The 21,251-nt window shown below is 62.8% G+C and carries 19 protein-coding genes; 6 read left to right on the top strand and 13 right to left on the bottom strand.

The features are described 5' to 3' along the window. Positions 1–80: 80 nt before the first annotated feature. Positions 81–1,610, top strand: coding sequence for a sulfatase-like hydrolase/transferase (locus tag OE747_RS11780; RefSeq protein ID WP_263828796.1), 1,530 nt, complete (start codon positions 81–83; stop codon positions 1,608–1,610). On the opposite strand, the gene OE747_RS11775 is transcribed toward OE747_RS11780, so the two are convergent. Genes OE747_RS11775 through OE747_RS11755 form a run of 5 tightly spaced genes read right to left on the bottom strand, consistent with a single transcriptional unit; the run spans position 1,601 to position 7,003 of the window. Then, positions 1,601–2,038 carry a MerR family transcriptional regulator gene (locus tag OE747_RS11775; protein WP_263828795.1) on the bottom strand — a complete coding sequence of 146 codons (438 nt, stop codon included), beginning with the start codon at positions 2,036–2,038 and terminating at the stop codon, positions 1,601–1,603. The genes OE747_RS11780 and OE747_RS11775 overlap by 10 nt on opposite strands. 39 nt (positions 2,039–2,077) lie before the next feature. After that, positions 2,078–3,313 carry a Tm-1-like ATP-binding domain-containing protein gene (locus OE747_RS11770; RefSeq protein WP_263828794.1) on the bottom strand — a complete coding sequence of 412 codons (1,236 nt, stop codon included), beginning with the start codon at positions 3,311–3,313 and terminating at the stop codon, positions 2,078–2,080. Next, positions 3,310–4,254, bottom strand: coding sequence for a homoserine kinase (locus tag OE747_RS11765; protein ID WP_263828793.1), 945 nt, complete (start codon positions 4,252–4,254; stop codon positions 3,310–3,312). Before OE747_RS11765 ends, OE747_RS11770 begins: the two co-directional genes overlap by 4 nt. Beyond that, positions 4,251–5,549, bottom strand: a complete 1,299-nt coding sequence (locus OE747_RS11760; protein WP_263828792.1) for an aspartate aminotransferase family protein — start codon at positions 5,547–5,549, stop codon at positions 4,251–4,253. The genes OE747_RS11765 and OE747_RS11760 overlap by 4 nt, the downstream gene beginning before the upstream one ends. After that, entirely contained in the window at positions 5,546–7,003 is a 1,458-nt protein-coding gene (locus OE747_RS11755; RefSeq protein WP_263828791.1) for an aldehyde dehydrogenase family protein, read from the bottom strand. Before OE747_RS11755 ends, OE747_RS11760 begins: the two co-directional genes overlap by 4 nt. A 140-nt stretch (positions 7,004–7,143) precedes the next feature. Here OE747_RS11755 and OE747_RS11750 point away from each other — a divergent pair, with 140 nt between their 5' ends. Further along, positions 7,144–8,499: an aspartate aminotransferase family protein gene (locus tag OE747_RS11750; protein WP_263828790.1), complete on the top strand. Its 1,356-nt coding sequence runs from the start codon at positions 7,144–7,146 to the stop codon at positions 8,497–8,499. A 323-nt stretch (positions 8,500–8,822) separates the two neighbouring features. Next, positions 8,823–9,734: a DMT family transporter gene (locus tag OE747_RS11745; RefSeq protein ID WP_263828922.1), complete on the top strand. Its 912-nt coding sequence runs from the start codon at positions 8,823–8,825 to the stop codon at positions 9,732–9,734. Here the strand turns inward: OE747_RS11745 and bhcD are convergent. The 4 genes from bhcD to bhcA are packed head-to-tail and all read right to left on the bottom strand — an operon-like array spanning position 9,729 to position 14,097. Beyond that, on the bottom strand, positions 9,729–10,703 hold the full coding sequence (gene bhcD / locus OE747_RS11740; RefSeq protein WP_263828789.1) for an iminosuccinate reductase BhcD: 975 nt from the start codon (positions 10,701–10,703) through the stop codon (positions 9,729–9,731). The genes OE747_RS11745 and bhcD overlap by 6 nt on opposite strands. Positions 10,704–10,743: 40 nt before the next feature. Next, positions 10,744–11,907 (bottom strand): 3-hydroxy-D-aspartate aldolase BhcC, encoded by a 1,164-nt coding sequence (gene bhcC, locus OE747_RS11735; RefSeq protein ID WP_263828788.1) that lies wholly within the window; start codon positions 11,905–11,907, stop codon positions 10,744–10,746. A 13-nt stretch (positions 11,908–11,920) separates the two neighbouring features. Further along, the gene (gene bhcB / locus OE747_RS11730; protein WP_263828787.1) at positions 11,921–12,895 is read right to left on the bottom strand and encodes a beta-hydroxyaspartate dehydratase BhcB; all 975 of its coding nucleotides are present in this window, start codon (positions 12,893–12,895) and stop codon (positions 11,921–11,923) included. Between the two features lie 11 nt (positions 12,896–12,906). Further along, complete coding sequence (bhcA, locus tag OE747_RS11725) at positions 12,907–14,097, bottom strand: L-aspartate--glyoxylate aminotransferase BhcA (RefSeq protein WP_263828786.1); 1,191 nt, start codon at positions 14,095–14,097, stop codon at positions 12,907–12,909. Positions 14,098–14,287: 190 nt separating this feature from the next. On the opposite strand from bhcA, the gene OE747_RS11720 reads away from it, so the two are divergent. After that, positions 14,288–15,136, top strand: coding sequence for an IclR family transcriptional regulator (locus OE747_RS11720; RefSeq protein ID WP_318527308.1), 849 nt, complete (start codon positions 14,288–14,290; stop codon positions 15,134–15,136). On the opposite strand, the gene OE747_RS11715 is transcribed toward OE747_RS11720, so the two are convergent. Continuing rightward, a complete protein-coding gene (locus OE747_RS11715) occupies positions 15,122–15,745 on the bottom strand; it encodes a hypothetical protein (protein WP_263828784.1) in 624 nt (207 codons plus the stop codon). The genes OE747_RS11720 and OE747_RS11715 overlap by 15 nt on opposite strands. Positions 15,746–15,936: 191 nt before the next feature. On the opposite strand from OE747_RS11715, the gene OE747_RS11710 reads away from it, so the two are divergent. Further along, entirely contained in the window at positions 15,937–17,418 is a 1,482-nt protein-coding gene (locus OE747_RS11710; RefSeq protein WP_263828783.1) for a caspase family protein, read from the top strand. Here the strand turns inward: OE747_RS11710 and OE747_RS11705 are convergent, their stop codons facing one another. Both OE747_RS11705 and OE747_RS11700 read right to left on the bottom strand, forming a co-directional pair. Beyond that, entirely contained in the window at positions 17,419–17,979 is a 561-nt protein-coding gene (locus tag OE747_RS11705; protein WP_263828782.1) for a DUF4202 domain-containing protein, read from the bottom strand. It lies immediately after the preceding gene. Further along, a complete protein-coding gene (locus OE747_RS11700; RefSeq protein WP_263828781.1) occupies positions 17,976–18,680 on the bottom strand; it encodes a Crp/Fnr family transcriptional regulator in 705 nt (234 codons plus the stop codon). Before OE747_RS11700 ends, OE747_RS11705 begins: the two co-directional genes overlap by 4 nt. Before the next feature lie 182 nt (positions 18,681–18,862). Here OE747_RS11700 and hemA point away from each other — a divergent pair, with 182 nt between their 5' ends. Further along, a complete protein-coding gene (gene hemA / locus OE747_RS11695; protein ID WP_263828780.1) occupies positions 18,863–20,086 on the top strand; it encodes a 5-aminolevulinate synthase in 1,224 nt (407 codons plus the stop codon). 3 nt (positions 20,087–20,089) lie between these two features. On the opposite strand, the gene OE747_RS11690 is transcribed toward hemA, so the two are convergent. Beyond that, complete coding sequence (locus OE747_RS11690; protein WP_263828779.1) at positions 20,090–21,208, bottom strand: THUMP domain-containing class I SAM-dependent RNA methyltransferase; 1,119 nt, start codon at positions 21,206–21,208, stop codon at positions 20,090–20,092. Positions 21,209–21,251 lie beyond the last annotated feature (43 nt).

The following is a 21,251-nucleotide window of genomic DNA, read 5'->3' as shown; positions in this document are numbered from 1 at the left end:
CCGGCGCGCCAATTGGCCCGGCTGGACAGGGGATCGCCAACTGGCTACCCATTGGCCAACGGAAACCGGCGGGTCGCACCATGAACAGGCAGGGCAACGTTCTTTTCATCATCATCGACCAGTTGCGGGCCGATTGCCTGTGGGGGGCGCTGGCGGGTCACGTCGATCTGCCACATCTGCGGGCGCTGGCCGAGGACGCGGTCAGCTTTCGCCGTCACTATTCGGTAACCAACCCCTGCGGGCCATCGCGCGCCTCGATCCTGACCGGGCAATACGCGATGAACCACCGCTCGGTCCGCAACGGCACCCCGCTGCGCCATGACACGCCCAATATCGCGACCGAGATGCGCAAGGCGGGCTACTTGCCGCTGCTCTTTGGCTATACCGACACCTCGCAGGATCCGCGCGCCTATGACGCCAACGACCCGGCGCTCAAGACCTATGAATTCCCGATGAACGGGTTTCACGAGGTCACCGAGATGCGGCTGGAGATGTCCTATCCCTGGCAATCGCATCTGAAGAACCGCGGCTATGTCTTTGACGATTACGCGCAGGTCTATGTGCCCCGCCCGGATGCCGACGGCACCCCGTGCCTGAACGGCCCGGCGATGTATCGGGCCGAGGACAGCGATACCGCCTTTCTGACCGATCAGTTCCTGGCCAACATGCCCGCCTGGGCCGGGCAGAGCTGGTTCGCGCATCTTACCTATATCCGGCCGCATCCGCCGCTGGTAGCGCCCGCGCCCTATAACACGATGTACGATCCCGCCAAGTTGCCCCTGCCCGCGCAGCTGTCGGCGCGCGACGACGAGGCAGGTGAACACCCCTTCTTTGGCCCCGCCACGCGCTATTACAGCCCGGCCAGTTTCGTGCTGGGCTTCCCCGATCTGGAGCCCACCGACGAGACCATCCAGACCCTGCGCGCGGTCTATCTGGGCCTTGCGACCGAGGTCGATACTCATATCGGCCGGGTGATCGCGCATCTGAAAGAGACAGGCCAGTATGACAACACCCTGATCGTGGTGACCGCCGATCATGGCGAGATGCTGGGCGATCGTCACAGCTGGGGCAAGATGACGGTCTATGACGCCGCCTATCTCACGCCGCTGATCATCCGCGCGCCGGGTTGCAAGCCGGGCCATGTGGTCGAGGCCCCGACCGAGTCGATCGACCTGATGCCCACCATCCTTGACTGGGTCGGGCAGGATATCCCGAACTCGGTGGATGGCCGCTCGCTCAGGCCCTTCCTGATGGGCGAGGCACCCTCTGACTGGCGGCAGTACTCCTTTTCCGAGCTGGACATCTCGGACCCGCTGGCACCGACGCTCTGGCAAAAACAGTTCGGTTTTGGCCCCAGCGAGGGCGCGGTGGCGATCCTGCGCGACGCCCGTTTCACGCTGGTCGAATTCGCCGCCGACCTGCCGCCGATGCTGTTCGACCATCAAGGTAAGGGCGAGTTCCACAACGTGGCGGGCGACCCCAACCATGCGGCGGATCTGGCGCGGCTGTCCCGGCAGATGCTGCGCCACCGGATGCGCAACATGGACCACACGCTGTCGCTCTGCACGATCACCCACGAGGGGGTCAAGACCCGGCGCCGCTACGACTGAACCGGGGCCTCCGAGCCGTGATCGGTCAGGCATTCGGCATGGTCGCGCAACACCTCAAGCACCCGGCAATCGCTGCCGCGATGACCGTCGCAACTGTCGATCATCCGCTGCAACTCGGTCTCCAGCGCGCGCAGCCGGGCCAGCCGCTGTTGCACCTGCGCCAGTTGCCGCCGGGCAATGGAATCCGAGGTCGAGCAGCTTTGCCCCGGCTGGTCGTTCAACGCCAGAAGCTCGCGGATCGCATCCAGGCCAAAGCCCAGTTGCCGCCCGTGGCGGATAAAGGCCAGCCGGTCCAGCGCGGCCTCATCATAGCGGCGCTGCCCGCCTGCGGTGCGCCCAGCCTCGGGCATCAGCCCGATCTGCTCGTAATAGCGGATGGTCTGCACCTTGGTGCCGGTTCTGCGGGCAAGGGTTCCGATCGAGTACATGGTCAATACCTACAGCGCATGTAGGTTATTGACCAGAGTTCAAGCCCGTTTGCCGACCACCCCCCGTGCCACCCAATCGTCGAACACCGCCAGTGCCCGGTCCGCGAACGCGGCATCGTTGATATGGGCATCCAGCTCGATCAGGTCGGCATTGTCTGGGCAAGCACTGCGGATCTCGTCGCAAAAGGCCGCCAGCCCTTCCGCATCATGCAGCGGCGCGCCAGGGCGGTCCCATTCGTTGCAGCCCCCGGTGGGCAGCATCAGCGTCACCGGACCCTGTGCGCCCGCCAGTTTGCCACAGATGGTCCGGGCAACCTGCCGCCGCTCGTCCGCGTCCAGCACTGCCGAAGTCAACAGACGGTTATGGGCATGGCTAGGCCGGTCGGCCAGCGCGGGGGGCGGCGCCTGCCAGCCGACATAATCAACCAGATCGTAACAGCCTGGCGCCACCAGTTGCGGGATGCCGCGTCGCCCGGCGTTGGTCATGCGGTCTTCGCCAGCGGACAAGCCGCCAAAGATGTGGTTGGCCACTTCCTGCGGCGCGAAATCGAACACGGCGGCAAAGGCGCCCTCGGCCGCAAGGCTCTCGAATGCGCGACCGCCCATGCCGGTGGCATGGAACACGGCGACCTCATATCCGCGCGCCTCCAGCGCCGGTTTCAGGCTGACCATGTATCGCAGCACCGTCTTGCCAAAGCTAGTCATGCCGATGAGGGGCCGGTCGCGGATCGGGGCCTCAACCGCCCGCGCCGCGCCCAGCACCGCGCCCGCCGCCTGGCTGAGCGAGGCTTTGCAGATAGAGTTCAGCCCGTAAAGTCCTCCAGCCCAGAGGATCATCTGCACATCCGCCGGGATGCGGTCGGGTGGCAGCAAGGGTGAGAACGAGACAGTCGAGACGATGTATTTGGGGACCCCCAACGGCAGTGCCGAACACAGGTCCAGCGCCAGATCGGTGCCCATGGTGCCGCCCAGCACAATCACCCCATGGACGCGGCCCGCTCGGTACAACTCCAGCGCCTTGGCCGCAGCACCGCGCGCCATGATCTGCATCGCGACATTCTCGTCACCGCTGTCGATCGCCGCCTGAATCGAGCTTCCGCCCGCCTCGGCCACCGCGTGTTTCGAGACATCCGTCGGCCGGGACGGATCACCCAGCACGCTGACATCCATCGACAACAAGCCGCCCCCCTGCGCCGCGATCACGCCGGCAAGATAGTTCAGCTCGTCATCCTTGGTGTCATAGGTGCCCGCGATCAGGATCGTCTTGTCACTCATCTCTGCCTCTCCTCCATGAAATCCCTGGCCAGCCGCAGCGCGGTGTCCAGCATACGCGCCGATCTTTGCCGCCCGCCCGGCTCGTCCAGCCGTGACATGATCCAGCCCGGATAGGTCAGCGCCCGCAGCAGCAGCATGAAATCAAGCGTGCCGGGCTCGATCCTGCGGCGCGCGTCATAGCCCGCGCACAGGCCCGCCCGCAGCTTGTCGTAATCAGGCTGGCCGATGAACTTGACCAGAACCGTGGCAAGGTCGAAATCCCGGTATCCCCAGGCACCGTCGTCAAAATCTATGAATGCCACGCGATCGTGGTCGACCAGCACATTCTCGACGACCAGATCGGCATGGATCAAGCCCTGATCGGCGCGCGGCGCGAAATCCTCGAAACGCGCCAGCGCGCGCTCACGGGTCGCGATCATCAGCTGCCGCTGCGCGGGGTCGAGGTCGGGATGCTCCCAGAAGCGACCCCAGAGCGGGTCCGCCCCCAGCAGACCCGAACGCCGCCAGTCGGGGCGCTGGAAACCCGCGGGCGGCGTCCAGCGGTCCGACAGGTCGTGCATCCGCGCCATTTGCGCCCCGATCATTCGGCCCACGGCCTCGGCATCCAGATCCGGCGCCAGCTGCCCCATCTTGCCCAGCGGACGCCCGCCAAGCCAATCGAGCAGACTGACATGGCGCCCCTCGATCCGGCCCAGTACGGCGCCATCCGGCTGGCGCACCGGTTGGGGCACCCGCAACCCCGCCTGCCCCAGCATCTCGACCCAGAGCAGTTCCGAGGTCAGCTCGGCCTCGCTCCGATAGGCAGGCCGGTGAAAGCGCAGCGCATAGTGGCGCGTGCCGTCCGACACCTTCCAGACCTCGTTTTCCCGCCGCGCGGCCAGCTCATAGCTGGCCCCGTCGAGGCCCCAGAGTGTCAAGGTGCGGGCGACGGCGGCGGTCACGGCACAAACGGCGTTTCGGACAGCACAGCGTCCAGTGTTTCGATCAACTGGTCGGCATTGTCACGGCTGAACGGCATGGGCGGGCGGATCTTCAGCGTGTTGTAATGGATGCCCAGAAAGTTCAGCAGCACGCCCCGCTGCCGCATCGCGTTGGCAACACGTTTGGCAAAGGCGGTGGCGGGGGTCTTGTCGGTCCGGTCCAGCACCAGCTCGGCCCCAAAGAACAATCCCGACCCGCGCACATCGCCGATGCATTCGTGGCGCGCGGCGAGGTCGCGCAGGCCCTCGCGGGCATAGTCACCCACCGCGCGCGCATTCTCCATCAACCCTTCGTCCTGCACCACGTTCAGCGTCGCCAGCGCGGCTGCCGCCGAAACCGGGTTGCCGCCAAAGGTGTTGAAATAGCGGAACCGCTCGCGAAACGCCGCCATGATTCCGGGGCTGGTCACCACCCCGCCCACCGGGTGGCCATTGGCCATGGGTTTGCCCAGGGTGACCACATCGGGTTGAATACCCGCTTTCTGATGCCCCCAGAAATGGCTGCCCAGGCGCCCGAACCCAGGCTGCACCTCATCCGCGATCACGACGCCACCGGCGCGGCGCACGGCCTCGATCGCGGGGCCGAGCCAGCCGGGTTCCAGCGTGGGAAAGCCCTCGTTGGCGAAATAGGGACAGAGGATCAGGCAGGCGAGCTTGTGTCCGCGCGCGGCCAGCGACTCGATCTGCCCCTGCACAGCAGCGGCAAAGGCCAACGCATGCGCCGGGCCGGGAACGCCGCCCAGGGGGCGATAGCTGTCGGGCGCGGGCACAAAGGCCATGTTGTCCCAATACCCGCCCGGCGGCGGGTTTGTGCGCGACAGCTGGGACACCGCCATCGTGTTGCCGTGATAGGTATGATCGCTCGCGATCACCCCGGTGTTGCCGGTAACCGCCTGTGCCATGCGCAGCGCGATATCGTTCGCTTCGGAGCCGGTACAGGTCAGGATCGCGGTGTCCAGCGGCGCATCGAAGGTCTGAGTCAGCGCCTCGACATAGTCGAGAATTCCCTCGTGCAGATAGCGGGTATGGGTATTCAGCGTCGCGGCCTGCGTCGCGATGGCCTCGACCACGCGGGGGTGACAATGCCCCACATGAGGCACGTTGTTATAGCAGTCGAGATATCTGTTGCCGTCATTGTCCCACAGCCAGACCCCCTGCCCCCGAACCACATGTATCGGCTCGTCATAGAACAGGCTGACATTCGGCCCCAACAGGCGCGCGCGCCGATCAAGCAAGGACTGTGTGTCCGGTGTCATAGTTGCATCCAGGCGGTTTTTAGATCCACGTATTTGTCGAGCGCATGCAGGCTCTTGTCATGGCCGTTGCCCGACTGGCCGACCCCGCCCAAGGGCACGGTGCCATCGGCGCCGCCATAGGTGTTCACATGCACCACACCGGCGCGGATGGCGCGCACCATCCGATGCGCCCGGACAAGGTCCGAGGTCCACAGGCCCGAAGCCAGGCCATAGACGGTGGAATTGGCCAGATCGACCGCCTCACCCTCGGTGTCAAAGGCGCTGACCGCCAGCACCGGGCCGAACACCTCGTGCTGGTTCAGCGTCGCGTCGCGCGTCACGCCGGTCATCACCGTGGGCTGCATGTAATACCCGCCCGTCTCCTCCAGAATACGCTTGCCGCCGAGCGCGCAATCGGCCCCTTCGGCCAGCGCGGTCTCGACAAAGCGCAGGTTCTGCTCCAGCTGCGCCGCCGAATGCACCGCCCCCACGGTCGAGCCCAGATCGAGCGGATCGCCCACCTTCAGCGCGCTGGCATGGCGGCAGAGCGCATCGACGAATTCATCATGGATCGACCGTGCCACGATCAGCCGCGAGCCCGCAACACAGACCTGCCCCGAATTGCGAAAGATGCCCGCCGCCGAAACCTTGGCCGCGTGATCCAGATCGGCCACATCCGCAAAGACCACATTGGGCGATTTGCCGCCCAGCTCAAGGTAACAGCGTTTCAGGTTCGAGCGAGCGGAATACTCCAACAGCCGCCGCCCGACCGCACCCGAACCGGTAAAGACAAGTATGTCGATCTCCATCGACAGGCCCATCGCCTCTCCCACCTCGGATCCCTTGCCGGTCACCACGTTGAACACGCCCTCGGGCAACCCCGCCTCCAGCGCCAGTTCCGCCAGCCGCAGGATCGAGAGCGAGGCGCTCTCTGCCGGTTTGACCACGATGGAATTGCCCATGGCCAGCGCTGGCGCGATCTTCCACGCGCCGATCATCAGGGGGAAGTTCCAGGGCAGGATAGCGCCCACCACGCCCACCGGTTCCTTGTGGACCAGCCCCAAGATATCGCCCCCTGTGGGGGCAATCTCGCCATAGACCTTGTCCAGGGCCTCGGCGTAGTAACGAAAGGTCCCGGCGGCCGAGCCACTTTCGGCCTTGAAGGCCATGGAAATCTCGGTGCCGTTGTCGCGCACCCCCTGTACGGCAAGGTCCAGCGCCTCACCCTCGATCAGCTCAGCCAGACGGGTCAGCACCTTCTTGCGGGCGGCGGGCGTTTGCCCGGCCCAGACGCAGGAGTTGAACGCACGGCGGGCGGCGGCGGTCGCCTGCGCGACCTCTCGCGCGCCGCCCCGGGCGATCTGGGTCAGCACGGAACCGTCGATAGGTGAGATGACGTCAAGCGTATCACCCCCGGCAACAACCCGGCCGTCAATCACATGACCACGTGGAGGAATGACCCGGTTCCGCAACATATCGATACTTGATTGATCCAAAGTCAAACTCCTATCGGTTCACTATTCAAACCATCGTTTCAAAAAATTCTTGTCACAGGAGTTTCCCTGTGTCAAGCATGAGGGACAAAGGGTAGCTCGCCGCAAAAGGAGAGATGTCGATGAAAAACGCAAACTTCATCAGGGAACAGAACGCCCGCCAGTTCTGGCAGCCGATGACGCATCCCGCCGACGCCCAGGCGAATCCCCCCAAGATCATCACCGGCGCGGCGGGTGTACGTATCCGCGATATCGACGGGCACGAGACCATCGACGCGGTCGGCGGGCTTTGGAACGTCAATCTGGGCTATTCCAACGATGCGGTGAAACAGGCCATTTCCGGGCAACTCGACACCCTGCCCTACTACTCGACCTTCCGCGGCACCACCAACGATGCCTCCATCGAGCTGGCCTATGACCTGTGCGAATTTTTCGCCGAGGAAGGCATCCAGCGGGTATTCTACACCTCGGGCGGATCGGACAGTGTCGAGACCGCGCTGCGGCTGGCGCGACAATATCACAAGCTGCGTGGACAGCCGCAGCGGACCAAGTTCCTGTCGCTGAAAAAAGGGTACCACGGCACCCATTTCGGCGGCGCCTCGGTCAATGGCAACAACAAGTTCCGCACCGACTACGAACCGCTGCTGCCCGGCTGTTTCCACATCCCCGCCCCCTATACCTATCGCAACCCGTTCAACGAAACCGACCCGGCACGGCTGGCGCAGCTGTGCGCCCAGGCGCTGGAGGACGAGATCGCCTTTCAGGGGGCCGAGACGATCGCGGCCTTCATCATGGAACCGATCTTGGGCGCAGGTGGAGTGATCCCGCCGCATGAAAGCTTCATGCCGATGGTGCGCGAGATCTGCGACCGGAACGGTATCCTGCTGATCGCCGACGAGGTGATCACCGCATTCGGCCGCACCGGTGCCTGGTCGGGTTCGCGGCTCTGGGGGGTGCAGCCAGACATGATGTGTACCGCCAAAGCGATCACCAATGGGTATTTCCCCTTTGGCGCGGTGCTGATCGGCGCGCGGATGACCGAAGTGTTCGAGGGCGATGCCAGTGGCAAGGGCGCGATCAGCCATGGCTATACCTATTCCGGCCACCCGGTGGGGGCGGCGGCGGCAGTGGTCTGCCTGAAGGAAACGGTGAAGGCCAACGTGGCCAGCAATGCGGCTGCACGCGGCGCCGAACTGTTCAGCGGCCTGCAAACGCTGGCAGCCAAACACGACATGATTGGCGACGTGCGCGGCGGTCACGGTCTGATGGCGGCGATCGAAGTGGTCTCAGACCGGGCCAACAAGTCGCCCGCCGGTGCCGCGACCATGAACACCGTTTACGAGACGGCGTACCGGGCCGGGGTGATGCTTCGGATTTCGGGGCCGAACATCATCCTGTCGCCGCCGCTGGTGTTGAGTGCTCAGGATGTCAGTGACATTCTGTCGGCATTGGATGCGGGTTTTGCCGCGCTGGAGTAAGGGCGAGAGGGGGCGCTGCCCCCGTCACCTTCGGTGACTCCCCAGGGATATTTTCCGCAAGAGGAAGAAGCAGGGTGCCAATCCGGACCGCGATCAAGTGGGCGCTTGGCCTGATACCGGATCGGTTCATCATGGACCGTTCTTGATCGGGGGCTTACAGGCAGCGGCGCCGGGCCCGACCCCATGCAGAATTCGAAACCCGATATGCAGACGCCAACAATCCGGGCTTTGGCCTTTTCAGCCAGCATCTCCGGCGCTATGCAACACCACATGATGCATCGGGAAAAAAGATCGTGACCGGAGCCACCTCTGCGACACCTGGCATGGGTTTGGCCTTTGCAGGGTTCGCGGTCTTTGCCACCCATGATGCCCTGATCAAGGCGCTCGGCGAAAGCTATTCCGTTTTCCAGATCATCTTCTTTGCGACGCTGTTTTCCTTTGTCCCTCTGACAATCACCGTCCTGACAGATCGCAAGATCGACACGTTCCGCCCCAATAATCCCGGATTGGTCCTGTTTCGCTCTGCCCTGATGGTCACCTCGATGGCCACCGCATTTTATGCCTTTGCGACATTGCCGCTGACCGAGGTCTACTCGCTGCTCTTTACATTTCCTCTGCTGGTGACGGCGCTGTCGGTGCCGCTGTTGGGCGAGAAGGTCCGCATGCAACGGTGGGCCGCTGTTGCGGTGGGTCTGGTTGGCGTGCTGATTGTATTGAGGCCCGGCATGACCGCCTTGTCGCTTGGGCATTTCGCGGCGCTGACCGCAGCAAGCTCCAGCGCCCTGGCCACCATCCTTGTGCGCAAGATCGGTAACAGCGAACGCTCCGCCGTTCTGATCCTTTATCCTATGCTGGTCGGGGTTCTGGTCATGGGGGCGCTACAACCACTGGTCTATCGCCCTCCGTCGCTGGCGCACCTGTCGATGATGGCACTGGTGGGGCTTCTGTCGGTAAGCGCGCAGCATCTGATCATTCAGGCATACCGGGCCGCGCCCGCCGCTGTGGTCGCTCCAATCCAATATTCCCAGATCCTGTGGGCCACCACATTCGGAATGATCTTCTTCGGGGAAACACCCGACCGTTGGGTGGCGGTCGGGGCGGTTATCATCATCGCATCCGGCATGTTCGTGGTCTGGCGTGAAAGCCGGGCCAATGTGTCCGCCCGGTCGCCCGTGCTGAGAACCGCGAACCTGCGCCCCGACGCGGGCCCGTCGCCCGCGCCCAAGAGCCTATAAGGCCGCGCGCACGGCCAGACCGTGCTGCGAGGCAAGCTGTACGGCGACCGAGGCAACCGCGAGATCCTGCAAACCAACCCCGGTCCCATCGAACAGGGTGATATCCGCATCCTGCGCACGACCCGGGTGACTGCCGTTGATCACCGCACCGATCGGTGTGACATCATCCGCCCGGACAAGGCCCTGTGCCACCGCGTGCTGTGCTTCCCCGATTGTCACAGACTGAGCGACCTCGTCGGTGAACACCGTAGCCCTGGCCAACAGGGTCGGATCAACCTCCATCTTTCCCTTTGTATCGGTTCCCATGCAGGCCAGATGTGTTCCCGGCCTGATCCAATCGGCTAGAAGCAGAGGTTCATAGGCGGATGTGATGGTAATGATTACGTCCGCCTGCGCGCCAAGCTCCTGCGGGCTTACAGCTTCGAAATCCAAACCGAGTTCTTCAGCCACGGCTGCAAGACGCGGAAGCATTTCCGGATGCGGGTTCCAGGCGACGACCTTTTCGAACGCGCGCTGAGCGGCGGCGGCCCGCAATTGAAAAGTGGATTGATGCCCGGCGCCGACCATGCCAAGTACCTTGGCATCCTTGCGCGCCAGATAGGCGATGGACACGGCCGAACTGGCCGCAGTCCGCACTGCGGTCAGATAGTTGCCCCCCACCAGTGCCGACAATTGCCCTGTATCCGGGTCGAAAAGAAAAACGGTCGACTGGTGGTTGGTCAGGCCGCGCTCGATATTTCCCGGCCAGTACCCGCCCGATTTGACGCCCAGCACATGCCCAGCCCGGTCAAACCCGGATTTGAACCCGTACAAAGCCTCTGCATGCCCCAATGCCTCGCGGACCACGGGGAAGTTGCGCGCCTCGCCACGGTGCATGGCGGCAAAGACCGCTTCGACCGCGGCAAAGGCATCGCCCTGGCCCACAACCTGCTGACAGATGTCTTCGCCGACGATCAGAACCTCGTTCATTCTTCGTCCTTTCGAGTAAGTCTGGGCTACCGAAGTTGGGTTAATAGGCCTTGCCACGCGCCGAAACGGGCCAGAGTGCTTCGACCTTGCCGTTGCGGACACCCACATACCAATCGTGGACATTGCAGGTCGGGTCACAATGACCGGGGACCAGCCGCAGTTTGTCGTTTACCTTCAATGCGCCGTGCGGGTCGCTGACCACGCCATGTTCGTCCGAACACTTGATGTATTCCACGTCATCGCGTCCAAAAACGACCGGCAGACCGCTATCGACCGACTGCGCCTTCAACCCCGCGTCGACAATCGCCTTGTCTGCCTTGGCGTGGCTCATCACGCTGGTCAGGATGAACAGCGCGTTTTCCCATTCGCCCCGGTCGATGCGCTTGCCGTTCTCGTCAAGAATACGGCCATAATCCGCGTCCATGAAGGCATATGAACCGCACTGAAGCTCGTTGAATACGCCGGAATTGCTCTCGAAATAGTAGCTTCCAGTTCCACCGCCGGACACAAGCTCAGGCTCCAACCCGACCGCCTTCAGTCCATCGACCGCATCGCGGACCTGGGCAATGGCGATATCCAGCTTGGCCTTGCGGTCTGCGTAGCTGTCCATGTGCTGCATCGCACCCTGATAGGCCTGTATGCCTGTGAATTTCAGCCCCGGCGCGGCGTCAATTGCCTGAGCGATCCGAACCACCTCCGAGGTTGTGGTCACGCCGCAACGGCCCGCACCACAGTCGATCTCGACAAAACACTCCAGTTGCGTGCCGTGTTTCTGCGCGGCGGCCGAAAGGTCGGCCACATTGTCGATGTCATCGACACAGACGATGGTGCGCGCACCAGTCAGCGGGATGCGGGCCAGACGGTCGATCTTGAGCGGGTCTCGCACCTGGTTCGAGACCAGGACGTCCTTGATCCCGCCGCGCGCAAAGACCTCGGCCTCGGACACTTTCTGACAGCAGACGCCGACCGCGCCGCCAAGACGTTCCTGCAACTTGGCCACGTCCACCGACTTGTGCATTTTGCCGTGCACCCGGTGGCGCATGTCATGTGCGCGGGCATAGTCGCCCATCTTGACGATGTTGCGCTCCAACGCGTCCAGATCGAGGATCAGGCAGGGCGTCTGGATTTCGCTTTCGTCCATGCCGATCGCGGCAGGGATATCGAAACCGACTTCGAGTTCGGCGAGATTGGTCATGTCCTTCATATCCTTGTCCTTCTCAGCCCTGGGTCCAGGGCAGACTGTCCAGATCGACGTTGCCGCCGGTGATGATGACTCCGACGCGTTTGCCACGGTAGACATCGGGGTTCTTTAGAATAGTCGCCAGCGGAACAGCCGAAGACGGCTCCATCACCACCCGCAGGTATTTCCATGTCAGCTTCATCGCGGCGACGATCTCTTCTTCGCTGGCCGTATGGATGTCGGTCACGAAGTTGGAAACGAAATGCCAGGTATTTTCTTTCAGCGGCACCTTGAGCCCGTCAGCCACGGTTTCGGGCGCATCATCGGCTATGATATGACCCGCCTTGAAGCTGCGATAGGCATCATCGGCCTGTTCGGGCTCGGCGGCATAGATCGCGACTTCGGGTGCCAGGTTCGACAGGGTCAGGCAGGTGCCGGAAATCATCCCGCCACCTCCGATGGGCGCGACAACCGCATCGAGACCATCCATCTGCTCCAACAGTTCCAGCGAACAGGTTCCTTGCCCAGCAATCACGCGCGGATCGTTGTAGGGGTGGACGAATTCACCACCGGATGCCTGCTGAACCTCGGCAAAAACCGCCTCGCGGCTGCTGGTCGAAGGCTCGCATTCGGTGACGATACCGCCATAGCGCCGCACCGCGTCCTTCTTGGCCTGCGGCGCGGTGCGCGGCATGACCACATTGCAGGGAATGCCGCGTCGCCCGGCCGCATAGGACAAAGACAGCGCATGGTTGCCCGAACTGTGCGTGGCAACGCCGCGCCGGGCGGCGTCTTCGTTCAGACCGAATACTGCGTTGCAGGCCCCGCGCACTTTGAAGGCGCCCGCCTCTTGCAGGTTCTCGCATTTGAAGAACATTTGAGCGCCGGTCAGTTCATTCAGATAGTCAGAGTGCAGAACCGGCGTCCGCCGGATATGTGGCCGGATACGATCGTGCGCGGCGCGCACATCCGCGATCGTCAGGTCGGCGGCAAGTGTCATGGCATCAAGCATTCCGTTCTCCTTCATGCTGCGGATTTGGCCGCAGTGCGCGCAGGTTGCCGGAAAAACTCCTGCGCCGCCGCGACACCACTGCCCAATCGGATCGGATAGTTCAGATCGGCCATCGCCATTTCGATCGCGGCGAGCCCGCTCAGAACCATGACATCCGTCAGGCTGCCGAGGTGACCGATCCGGAAGGCGCGCCCGTTCATCTCTCCCAGCCCGATTCCAAAACTGACCCCATAGGCGTGGAACGCGTGATCGGTCAGCTTGTTGCTGTCGAAGCCGTCGGGCACGTAGATCGCGCTAACGGTGTCCGAGTAGAGATCAGGCGATTGTGCCACCAGCTTCATACCCCAGGCGGCAACCGCCCGCCGCACCCCTTCGGCCAGCCGGTGATGGCGGGCATAGACATTGTCCAGACCCTCTTCGAACAGCATGTTCAGGCTTTCCGACATGCCATAGATCAGTTGCAGGGGCGGCGTGTAAGGGAACCCGCCCTTGGCATTCGCCCCCATCATGTCGCGAAAATCAAAGAAGGTTCGCGGCAGGCGCGCGGTCTCCATCGCCGCCAAGGCCTTTGGGCTAACGCCCAAGATCGCCATTCCGGTGGTCAGCATGAAGCCCTTTTGCGAGCCGGACACCACGATATCGACGCCCCATTCATCCATGTGGAACGGGACGGATGCCAGCGAACTGACCGCATCGACAAACAACAGCGCCGGATGGTCCGCCGCCCGCATCGCGGCGCGCACAGCGGCAATGTCGCTCAGAACACCTGTCGCGGTCTCGTTATGGGTGACGAGCACCGCCTTGATCCGGTGATCCACGTCAGCGCGCAGCGCCTCTTCGAACCGATCGGCGGGCGCGCCGGCGCCCCACGCAGTTTCGATGATCTCGACATCCAGCCCATGCCGCTGGCACAGGTCGATCCAACGGTGCGAGAACATGCCATAGCGGGCCACCAGAACTTTGTCGCCGGGGCTGAGCGTATTGCTGATCGCGGCCTCCCAGCCACCCGTACCGGTGGAGGGAAAGGTGACGACATGCCCGTCGGTCGTGTTCAGGACTTTCTTGATCCCCTCAAGCACGGGCGCAAGCGTTTCGACAAAATCCGGCGCGCGGTGGTCACGGGTCTGTACCTGCATGGCGCGACGCAACCTGTCCGGAATGTTTGTCGGGCCTGGAATGAAAACCGGGTTCTGATCTGACATGGCGGGGTCCTCCCTCTTTGCACAGAGAATGCGGGCAATCAGCCAAGTACGCAATTTTTCTGAAAAACTTTTCCGCAGTACTTATGAAAAACATTACATGTTGTTTTCACGACGTTTTTCGTTTTTCATTGCGGCAACGAACAAGAAAACAGAAAAACTTTTCTTGCCTGGAATCGCCGTGAAACAAGGCATGAGGCACGCAATGAACACAACCAAACGGCCGCGTGGTCGGCCCAGATCGCCGTTTACGGAATCAGGCGGCGCAACCTTGCAGTCGCTGGATCGCGCCTTGGGATTGCTGACGACTGTTGCCCGGGTCGGGCGGGCGACATTGACAGATCTGGCAATGGCCCAGGGTCTGCCTCCGGCAACGGCACACCGTATCCTGACCACCCTGCAAAAACACGGTTTTGCCGATTTCGACCGCCATAGCCAGGAATGGCTTGTCGGGATCGAAGCCTATCGCACCGGTTCAGCCTATTTGCGTCGGGCGGGCCTGACCGAGATCGGTCAACCGATCCTGCGCGCGCTGATGGAACAAACCGGAGAGACGGCCAATCTGGCCGTACCGGATGGCGCCGAGGTCGTCTCCATTGCCCAGGTCGAAACCGCCCATCCCATCCGGGCCTTCTTTCCCGCCGGAACGCGCTCACCCATGCATGCCTCGGGAACCGGCAAGGCGATTCTTGCGATGATGCCGCCAGAGCGGGCGCGCGCGCTGTTGCAAAAGGCCGGTCTGCCGGTGTTCACACCCAACACCCTGTCGACCCCCAATGACCTGTTTGCGGATCTGGAACGTACGCGCGAACGCGGCTGGTCTTATGAGGCTGACGAAAGGCACGAAGGGATGTCCTGTGTCGGCGCCACCATTTTCGACGAGAACGGCCTGCCCTGCGCCGGTATCTCGATCTCTGGACCCAGCGGTCGCTTCAAATCCGTCAACATAGAAAGGTTTGGTCAGGCGGTCGCCGATGCAGCATCGCAGATTACCCGCCTGACGGGCGGCATGACGCCCCCCAACCTGTTACAGGGAGCGTAGAAGGATCGCACCGCTGTCCATCGCCTGGGCGATTCTTTGGAACTGGACCCGCCGCAGATCCGAGTTTCCGGTCGATCGCAACAAGACGGTCTGCGCTTCGGCAATCGCATTTGCCGCCTGACGGGCGGTCGTCGATACGGCGGATGCGGGAACCGGGGCGATCTTTCGCGTGGTGGTCTTTGGTTGGCTGCCCCCGCGGCTCAGCGTCTTCGCGGATGTCTGGGTACCGTGGCGTTTGACCAGTGCGGACATGTTCTTGGCCGCCCCCTCCAGCGCCACGCGCACTTCGGCATATTCACCCGTCTTGGGTAGCGCGTTCACGATCTGCCAATATTCATAGTTCATGCAATCCAGCACAAATGCGCGATCGGCTTTCGACCGGCAAAACTCTGCGGCCGAGTTCAGGGCTTTGACGATCCGCCCGGTCGTGGCCGCGTTGACCGGGGTCCAGGCCGCTATGTTGGAAAGCGCGCTGTCCCGGGAAACACCGCCGCCACCATATGCCGACGAACCTTCGTTCGATTGGGCGTTCGATCCGTCAGAAAACACACCCACCACTGTCATTGAGGCCAGCAGGACAACAGCCATCTTGACTTGCGGAATACGCATCGGATTTCCTTACCACTCGCGGGAACAATGGGCCTCGGCAAAAGAAGTCATATCAATGCCCCGACCATACACCCGGATTGCTTGCCGGGCAAACGGATCGCAACCGGATGGAGCATCGGAATATCTGGACCGGGACCGGTCCTGACGCTTAGTCTGATCCTACCAACTGTCGGCCCCCGGACAGGATTACAATGCTTCGTCTCATTCTTGTTGTTTTTGCTCTGCTCTGGCCCCTTTCCGCCCTGTGCGCCGAAAGGGTCGCGTTGGTCATCGGCATTTCCGCGTATCAGGCCATTACTCCGTTGAAGAACACCGTCAACGATGCGCGTGCAATCGCCGAAACTCTGGAACGTATCGGCTTTGAGGTTTCACAACTGACAGATCCCGACAGGGCAACGATCCAGCAGGAACTGGATCGTTTCTCGTTCCGGGCAGAGACAGCCGACCTCGCCCTGATTTACTTCGCAGGTCACGGTGTCGAGGTACAGGGCGAGAACTTTCTGATCGCCGCCGATGCGCGGGTCACCAGCAATCAGGACATCCAGAACCAATCCGTGTCGCTCAAGGATTTCCTGAACACCGTCGACCGGGCGCGCAAGATGCGCATCGTCATTCTGGACAGTTGCCGGGACAATCCGTTTGGCGACAGTCTGGCACCTGCGGGAACAACCACCGGCAATCAGAACGTTACGGCCGCCCGTGGCATCGGTCAGGGTCTGGCCGAACCGTCGCCCGAACGCGGCACCCTGGTCGCCTTTGCCGCAAAGGATGGCAAGGTGGCGTTGGACGGCGCCGGAGAGAACAGCCCCTTTGCGCTGGCCCTGATCGACAAGATCGACGAACCGGGGCTCGAAATCTCGCTGATGTTCCGGCAGGTTCGGGACGAGGTTCTGCGCCTGACCAACAACATGCAAGAGCCTCACACATACGGCTCCCTGTCGGGCATTCCTTTTTTCCTGGCTGGTGGTGCTCCGGAAACCGGCACGACAGACCGGGAACAACTGGCCTGGTCCGCGCTGCGCCCCGATGACGAGGCTCAGTTCCGGCAACTCGCCGCCGAGGGGGACACCCGGTCGCTCTTGGGTCTGGCATTCATGCATCTGAATCCGAACGAAGACCGGTTCGACCCGGTCGAGGCCGCACGGCTGCTGGCGCAAGCCGCAGACGCGGGATCGCCCGAAGCCCAATACGAACTGGCCATCCAGTACGAGACCGGACGTGGCGTTCCGCAGGATCAGGCCCGCGCGCTGGACTTTTACAGGCAATCCGCGAGCCAGGACTTTCCGGACGCCATCAATGATCTTGGATTTTTCTACTATCACGGCATGCTGGGCCTGCCCCGCGACCCGAAACGTGCGCTTGAACATTTTGAACGCGCCGCTGACCTCCGGCACCCGCAGGCGATGTACAACTTCGCCGCCCTGATCGACGATGGTTTGATCGAGGGCAAGGGCCCGCGCGAAGCGGCGCAGTACCTGTATCAGGCGCTCAGGGTCGGCAATGCCGACGTTCTCAAGGTTCTGACAGAGCACCCCGATTCATTGAAACCCGAAACTCGGCGCGAACTGCAAGCAGAGCTGCGGCGCTTCGATCTCTATCAGGGAACCATCGACGGCCAGTTTGGGCCAGGCACAAAACGTGGGTTGCGCCGGGCCTATGGGCTTGACGGTTGACTACCGGAAGGCAGAGGCGAGTTCGGCGGGCAATTCGAATTCCTGCAATACCCGTGCCCGGGCATCCGCCGACATCTTGCGTGCGGTCTTGACCACGATGTCCAGCACCTTCTCAGCACTATGTTTCGCGGCAAAGGGGGCGAAGTACCACTTGAGGAAGACAAAACAGATCACGTCTTCCAGCGCCTGAACCTGCGGATCGCGCTTGATGCCCTCCTTGCGCAGCATCCGGCCCGCAATCTCTATGTCCTCGGGATCGTACCCTGCGTCCCGCATCAGGGCCGAGACCACCTCGGCATGATGCACCGCCTGCGCCCGCCGCCAAGCAAGATACCCTGCCCGCCCCTCGGGATAGGTCGCGCGAGCCAGCTTCCAGCGTTCCACATGTTGCCCGCGCGCGGCGATGCGCAGCGGTTCTGACGCTTCGGGAAACAGCCGACCCAGTTCCGCACTCATTCGCTCGCCATAAAGCAGCGCTTCGGGGCGGCCTTCATCCATGCGTGGATCGGCGCTGTTGGCGGCATCGATCGCCGCGAGAACCGTTTGCAGTCGGTCAGTCATCCCTTGCTCCAGCTTTCGGCCGGATCGCTTTCGGCATAGTCGCGCAGTTGCGCGATGTCCGAGATCTCGGCGTGGTTGCGTTTAACCGTGACACCGGCGTCCTTGAGCCGGGCAAAGGCGCGGCTGAGGCTTTCAGGCTTCATGCCCAGACGACCGGCAATCAGCATCTTGTCATATGGCAGCGTGACTTCGCAGGGGCCATCGCTGCAATCAGAAAGGTTCAGCAGGAATTCGGCCACCCGCTGTGCTCCGGTCTGTGCCTTGAGCTGTTCGAGCTGCGCCACCAGAGAGTGCAGATGGCCAAAGGTCGAGGCGAGAATAGAGATGCAGATCTCGGGGTCGCGGCGCATCAGGGACAAAAACACCGAACTGGGGATATGCATCACCTCACACGTGGTGACCGCCTCGGCAGACACCGGATAAGGCATGTTCTTGAGCGCGACCGCTTCGCCAAAGCTCTCACCACGGGTGAACACGCTCACCACCGCCTCGGCGCCGGTGGGCGTCATCCGGAACAGCTTGACCCAGCCGTCGATCACCACATGGATAGCCTGGGCCTTTTCCTCTTGCAGGAAAAGGGTCTCGCCACGCTCATAACTGCGCCAGACCGCCTGGCCCAATAGGATATCGACATGATGATCGGGCAAGGACCGGATCAGCAGCGAGTTTCTGGCGATTGATTTCTGCCGTTCATGCGCCACGCCGGCGTCTCCTGTCCCCATGTCTTCTTCTTAGGCCTCAGCCTAGGGCAAATGCCGCGCCGGTGCATCTGCCTTTTCTGATCGCAACCGTCAATCCCGATGTCCACTTGACCATAGTCATGTCGCCCGGCGCGGCAGTTTCCTAACGTCAGAGCAAAGCCAAGACACCGGGAGCGCACACCATGGAGTACGAGCAATTCTTTCGCGACAGCCTTGCGAAGCTGAAAGACGAGGGCAATTACCGTGTTTTCATTGATCTCGAGCGGCAGAAGGGCAATTTTCCAGCCGCGCAGCAGACCGATGGAGAGACCCGGCGGGAAGTGCGCATCTGGTGTTCGAACGACTACCTGGGAATGGGCCAACACCCGGCGGTTCTGGGCGCGATGCATGACGCGCTGGACCGCTGCGGAGCGGGGGCCGGGGGCACTCGGAACATATCCGGCACCACTCACGACCATGTGCTGCTTGAAGAGGAACTTGCCGATCTGCATGGCAAGGAAGCCGCGCTGGTGTTCACATCCGGATATGTGTCGAACTGGGCCGCCCTCGGTACCCTCGCTTCGAAAGTTCCCGGCATGATCGTGTTCTCGGACGCGCTCAACCATGCCTCGATGATCGAAGGCATCCGCCATTCGCGCGCCGAGCGGGTGATCTGGAAGCATAACGACCTGGCCGATCTAGAGGCGAAACTGGCGGCTGCCGATCCGAAGGCCCCGAAGATGATCGCCTTTGAATCGGTCTATTCGATGGATGGCGATATCGCGCCGATCCGCGAGATCTGCGATCTGGCGGACAAGTACGGTGCGATGACCTATCTGGATGAGGTTCACGCGGTGGGTCTTTATGGTCCGCGCGGCGGCGGCATTGCCGAACGCGAAGGGTTGATGGACCGGCTGACGGTGATCGAAGGCACGCTGGGTAAGGCGTTTGGCGTGGTCGGAGGCTATATCGCCGCCTCGGCGGCGCTCTGCGATTTTGTCCGCAGCTTTGCCAGCGGGTTTATCTTTACCACCGCACTGCCCCCGGCGGTGGCAGCGGGGGCCGCTGCCTCGATCCGGCATCTGAAAGCATCGCAGATCGAGCGCGCGGCGCAGCAGGCGCGGGTGGCCGAGGTGCGGGCGCGGCTGGACGCGGCGGGCATTCCGCATCTGCCGAACCCCAGCCATATCATCCCGGTGATGGTGGGCGATCCGGTCAAATGCAAGTTTATCTCGGATATCCTGCTGGAAGAGTTCGGCATCTACATCCAGCCAATCAACTACCCCACCGTACCCAAGGGAACCGAGCGGCTGCGCATCACCCCGTCGCCGGTCCACAGCGACGCCGATGTCGCGCATCTGGTTCAGGCGCTGTCCACGCTGTGGCAACGGTGCCACATGGCGCGGGTGCCGATGGCAGCACAATAGGGATCAGCGCAGAGCGGGGGTCTGGTAAAGCCGGACCTTGATACCGCCGTGATCGACCACCGGACCGGGTGGCTTGAACGGCAGCCGGGTTGAACGGGCAAGACTCATCTCCGACGTGATCATTCCCACGCGCCAACCCGAAAAGCGGTCCATCAGAACCTTGCCCAGACTGCCGTAAAGCGAGCGCAGCCGCGCCTGATCTCCGATCCGCGCACCGTAGGGCGGGTTGACGATGACCAGACCCGGCCGCCCCTCAGACGGGCGGATATCGCTGACCGAGCGTTGGTGGAAATCACACAATTCCGCCACGCCTGCGCGGGCCGCATTGGCGCCGCTTGCCTCGATTGCCCCCGCGTTGCGGTCGGACCCGCAATAGCGGCTTTCGGGCTTGCCGCCCTCGCCTGCGTCTACGCGCATCGCCTGCCATTTGGCGGCATCGAACCCCGCCAATTGTTCAAAGGCAAAGCTGCGCGTGCGCCCGGGCGCCAGACCCGCCGCCCATTCCGCCGCCTCGATCACAAAGGAGCCCGAGCCGCACATCGGGTCGAGCACGGGTTCCGTTCCATCAAACCCGCATTGGCGCAGGAACAGCGCCGCCATCGTCTCGCGCATGGGGGCCTTGCCCACCGCTTCCTTGTGGCCGCGCTTGTGCAGCGCCTCGCCGGAGGTGTCGATGGAAAAGGTGCAGAAATCGCGCTCGATCCGCAGCATCAGGCGGATATCGGCCTCGTCCGAGATCGGGGCGCCAAACTCTCCGGTGATGGCGCGTTCAATCCGCTGCTTGGCGGCGCCCGCATGATAGATCTTGGACTTTCGGCTGACCGCCTCGACCCGAATGGGCACATCCGGGCGCAGGAAATCGCCCCATGCAAACTTGCGCGCCCGCTTGTCGAGCTGCGCCAGATGCACCGCGGGAAAACCGCCGATCCGCACCAGCACCCGGCCCGCGCCGCGCAGCACCAGATTGGCGCGCATGACCTCGGACCAAGGTCCACGCGTCTCGACCCCGCCGGGCACCACGCACGGTTCGGCAAAGCCGCACTCGGATGCCTCTTCGGCCAGAGGCTGTTCCAGTCCCGGCGGCGCCATCAGGAAAATGTCATAGCTTTGCGTTTTGTCCATCCCCGGCAATTACAGCGGATCGGGCAGCGGGGCTAGGGCAATC

The sequence above is a fragment of the Ruegeria aquimaris genome, from assembly GCF_025751555.1.
GTDB lineage: Bacteria > Pseudomonadota > Alphaproteobacteria > Rhodobacterales > Rhodobacteraceae > Ruegeria_B > Ruegeria_B aquimaris.
The sequence above is the reverse complement of the archived record's forward strand: the minus strand, read 5'-3'. Positions and strand labels throughout refer to the sequence as shown.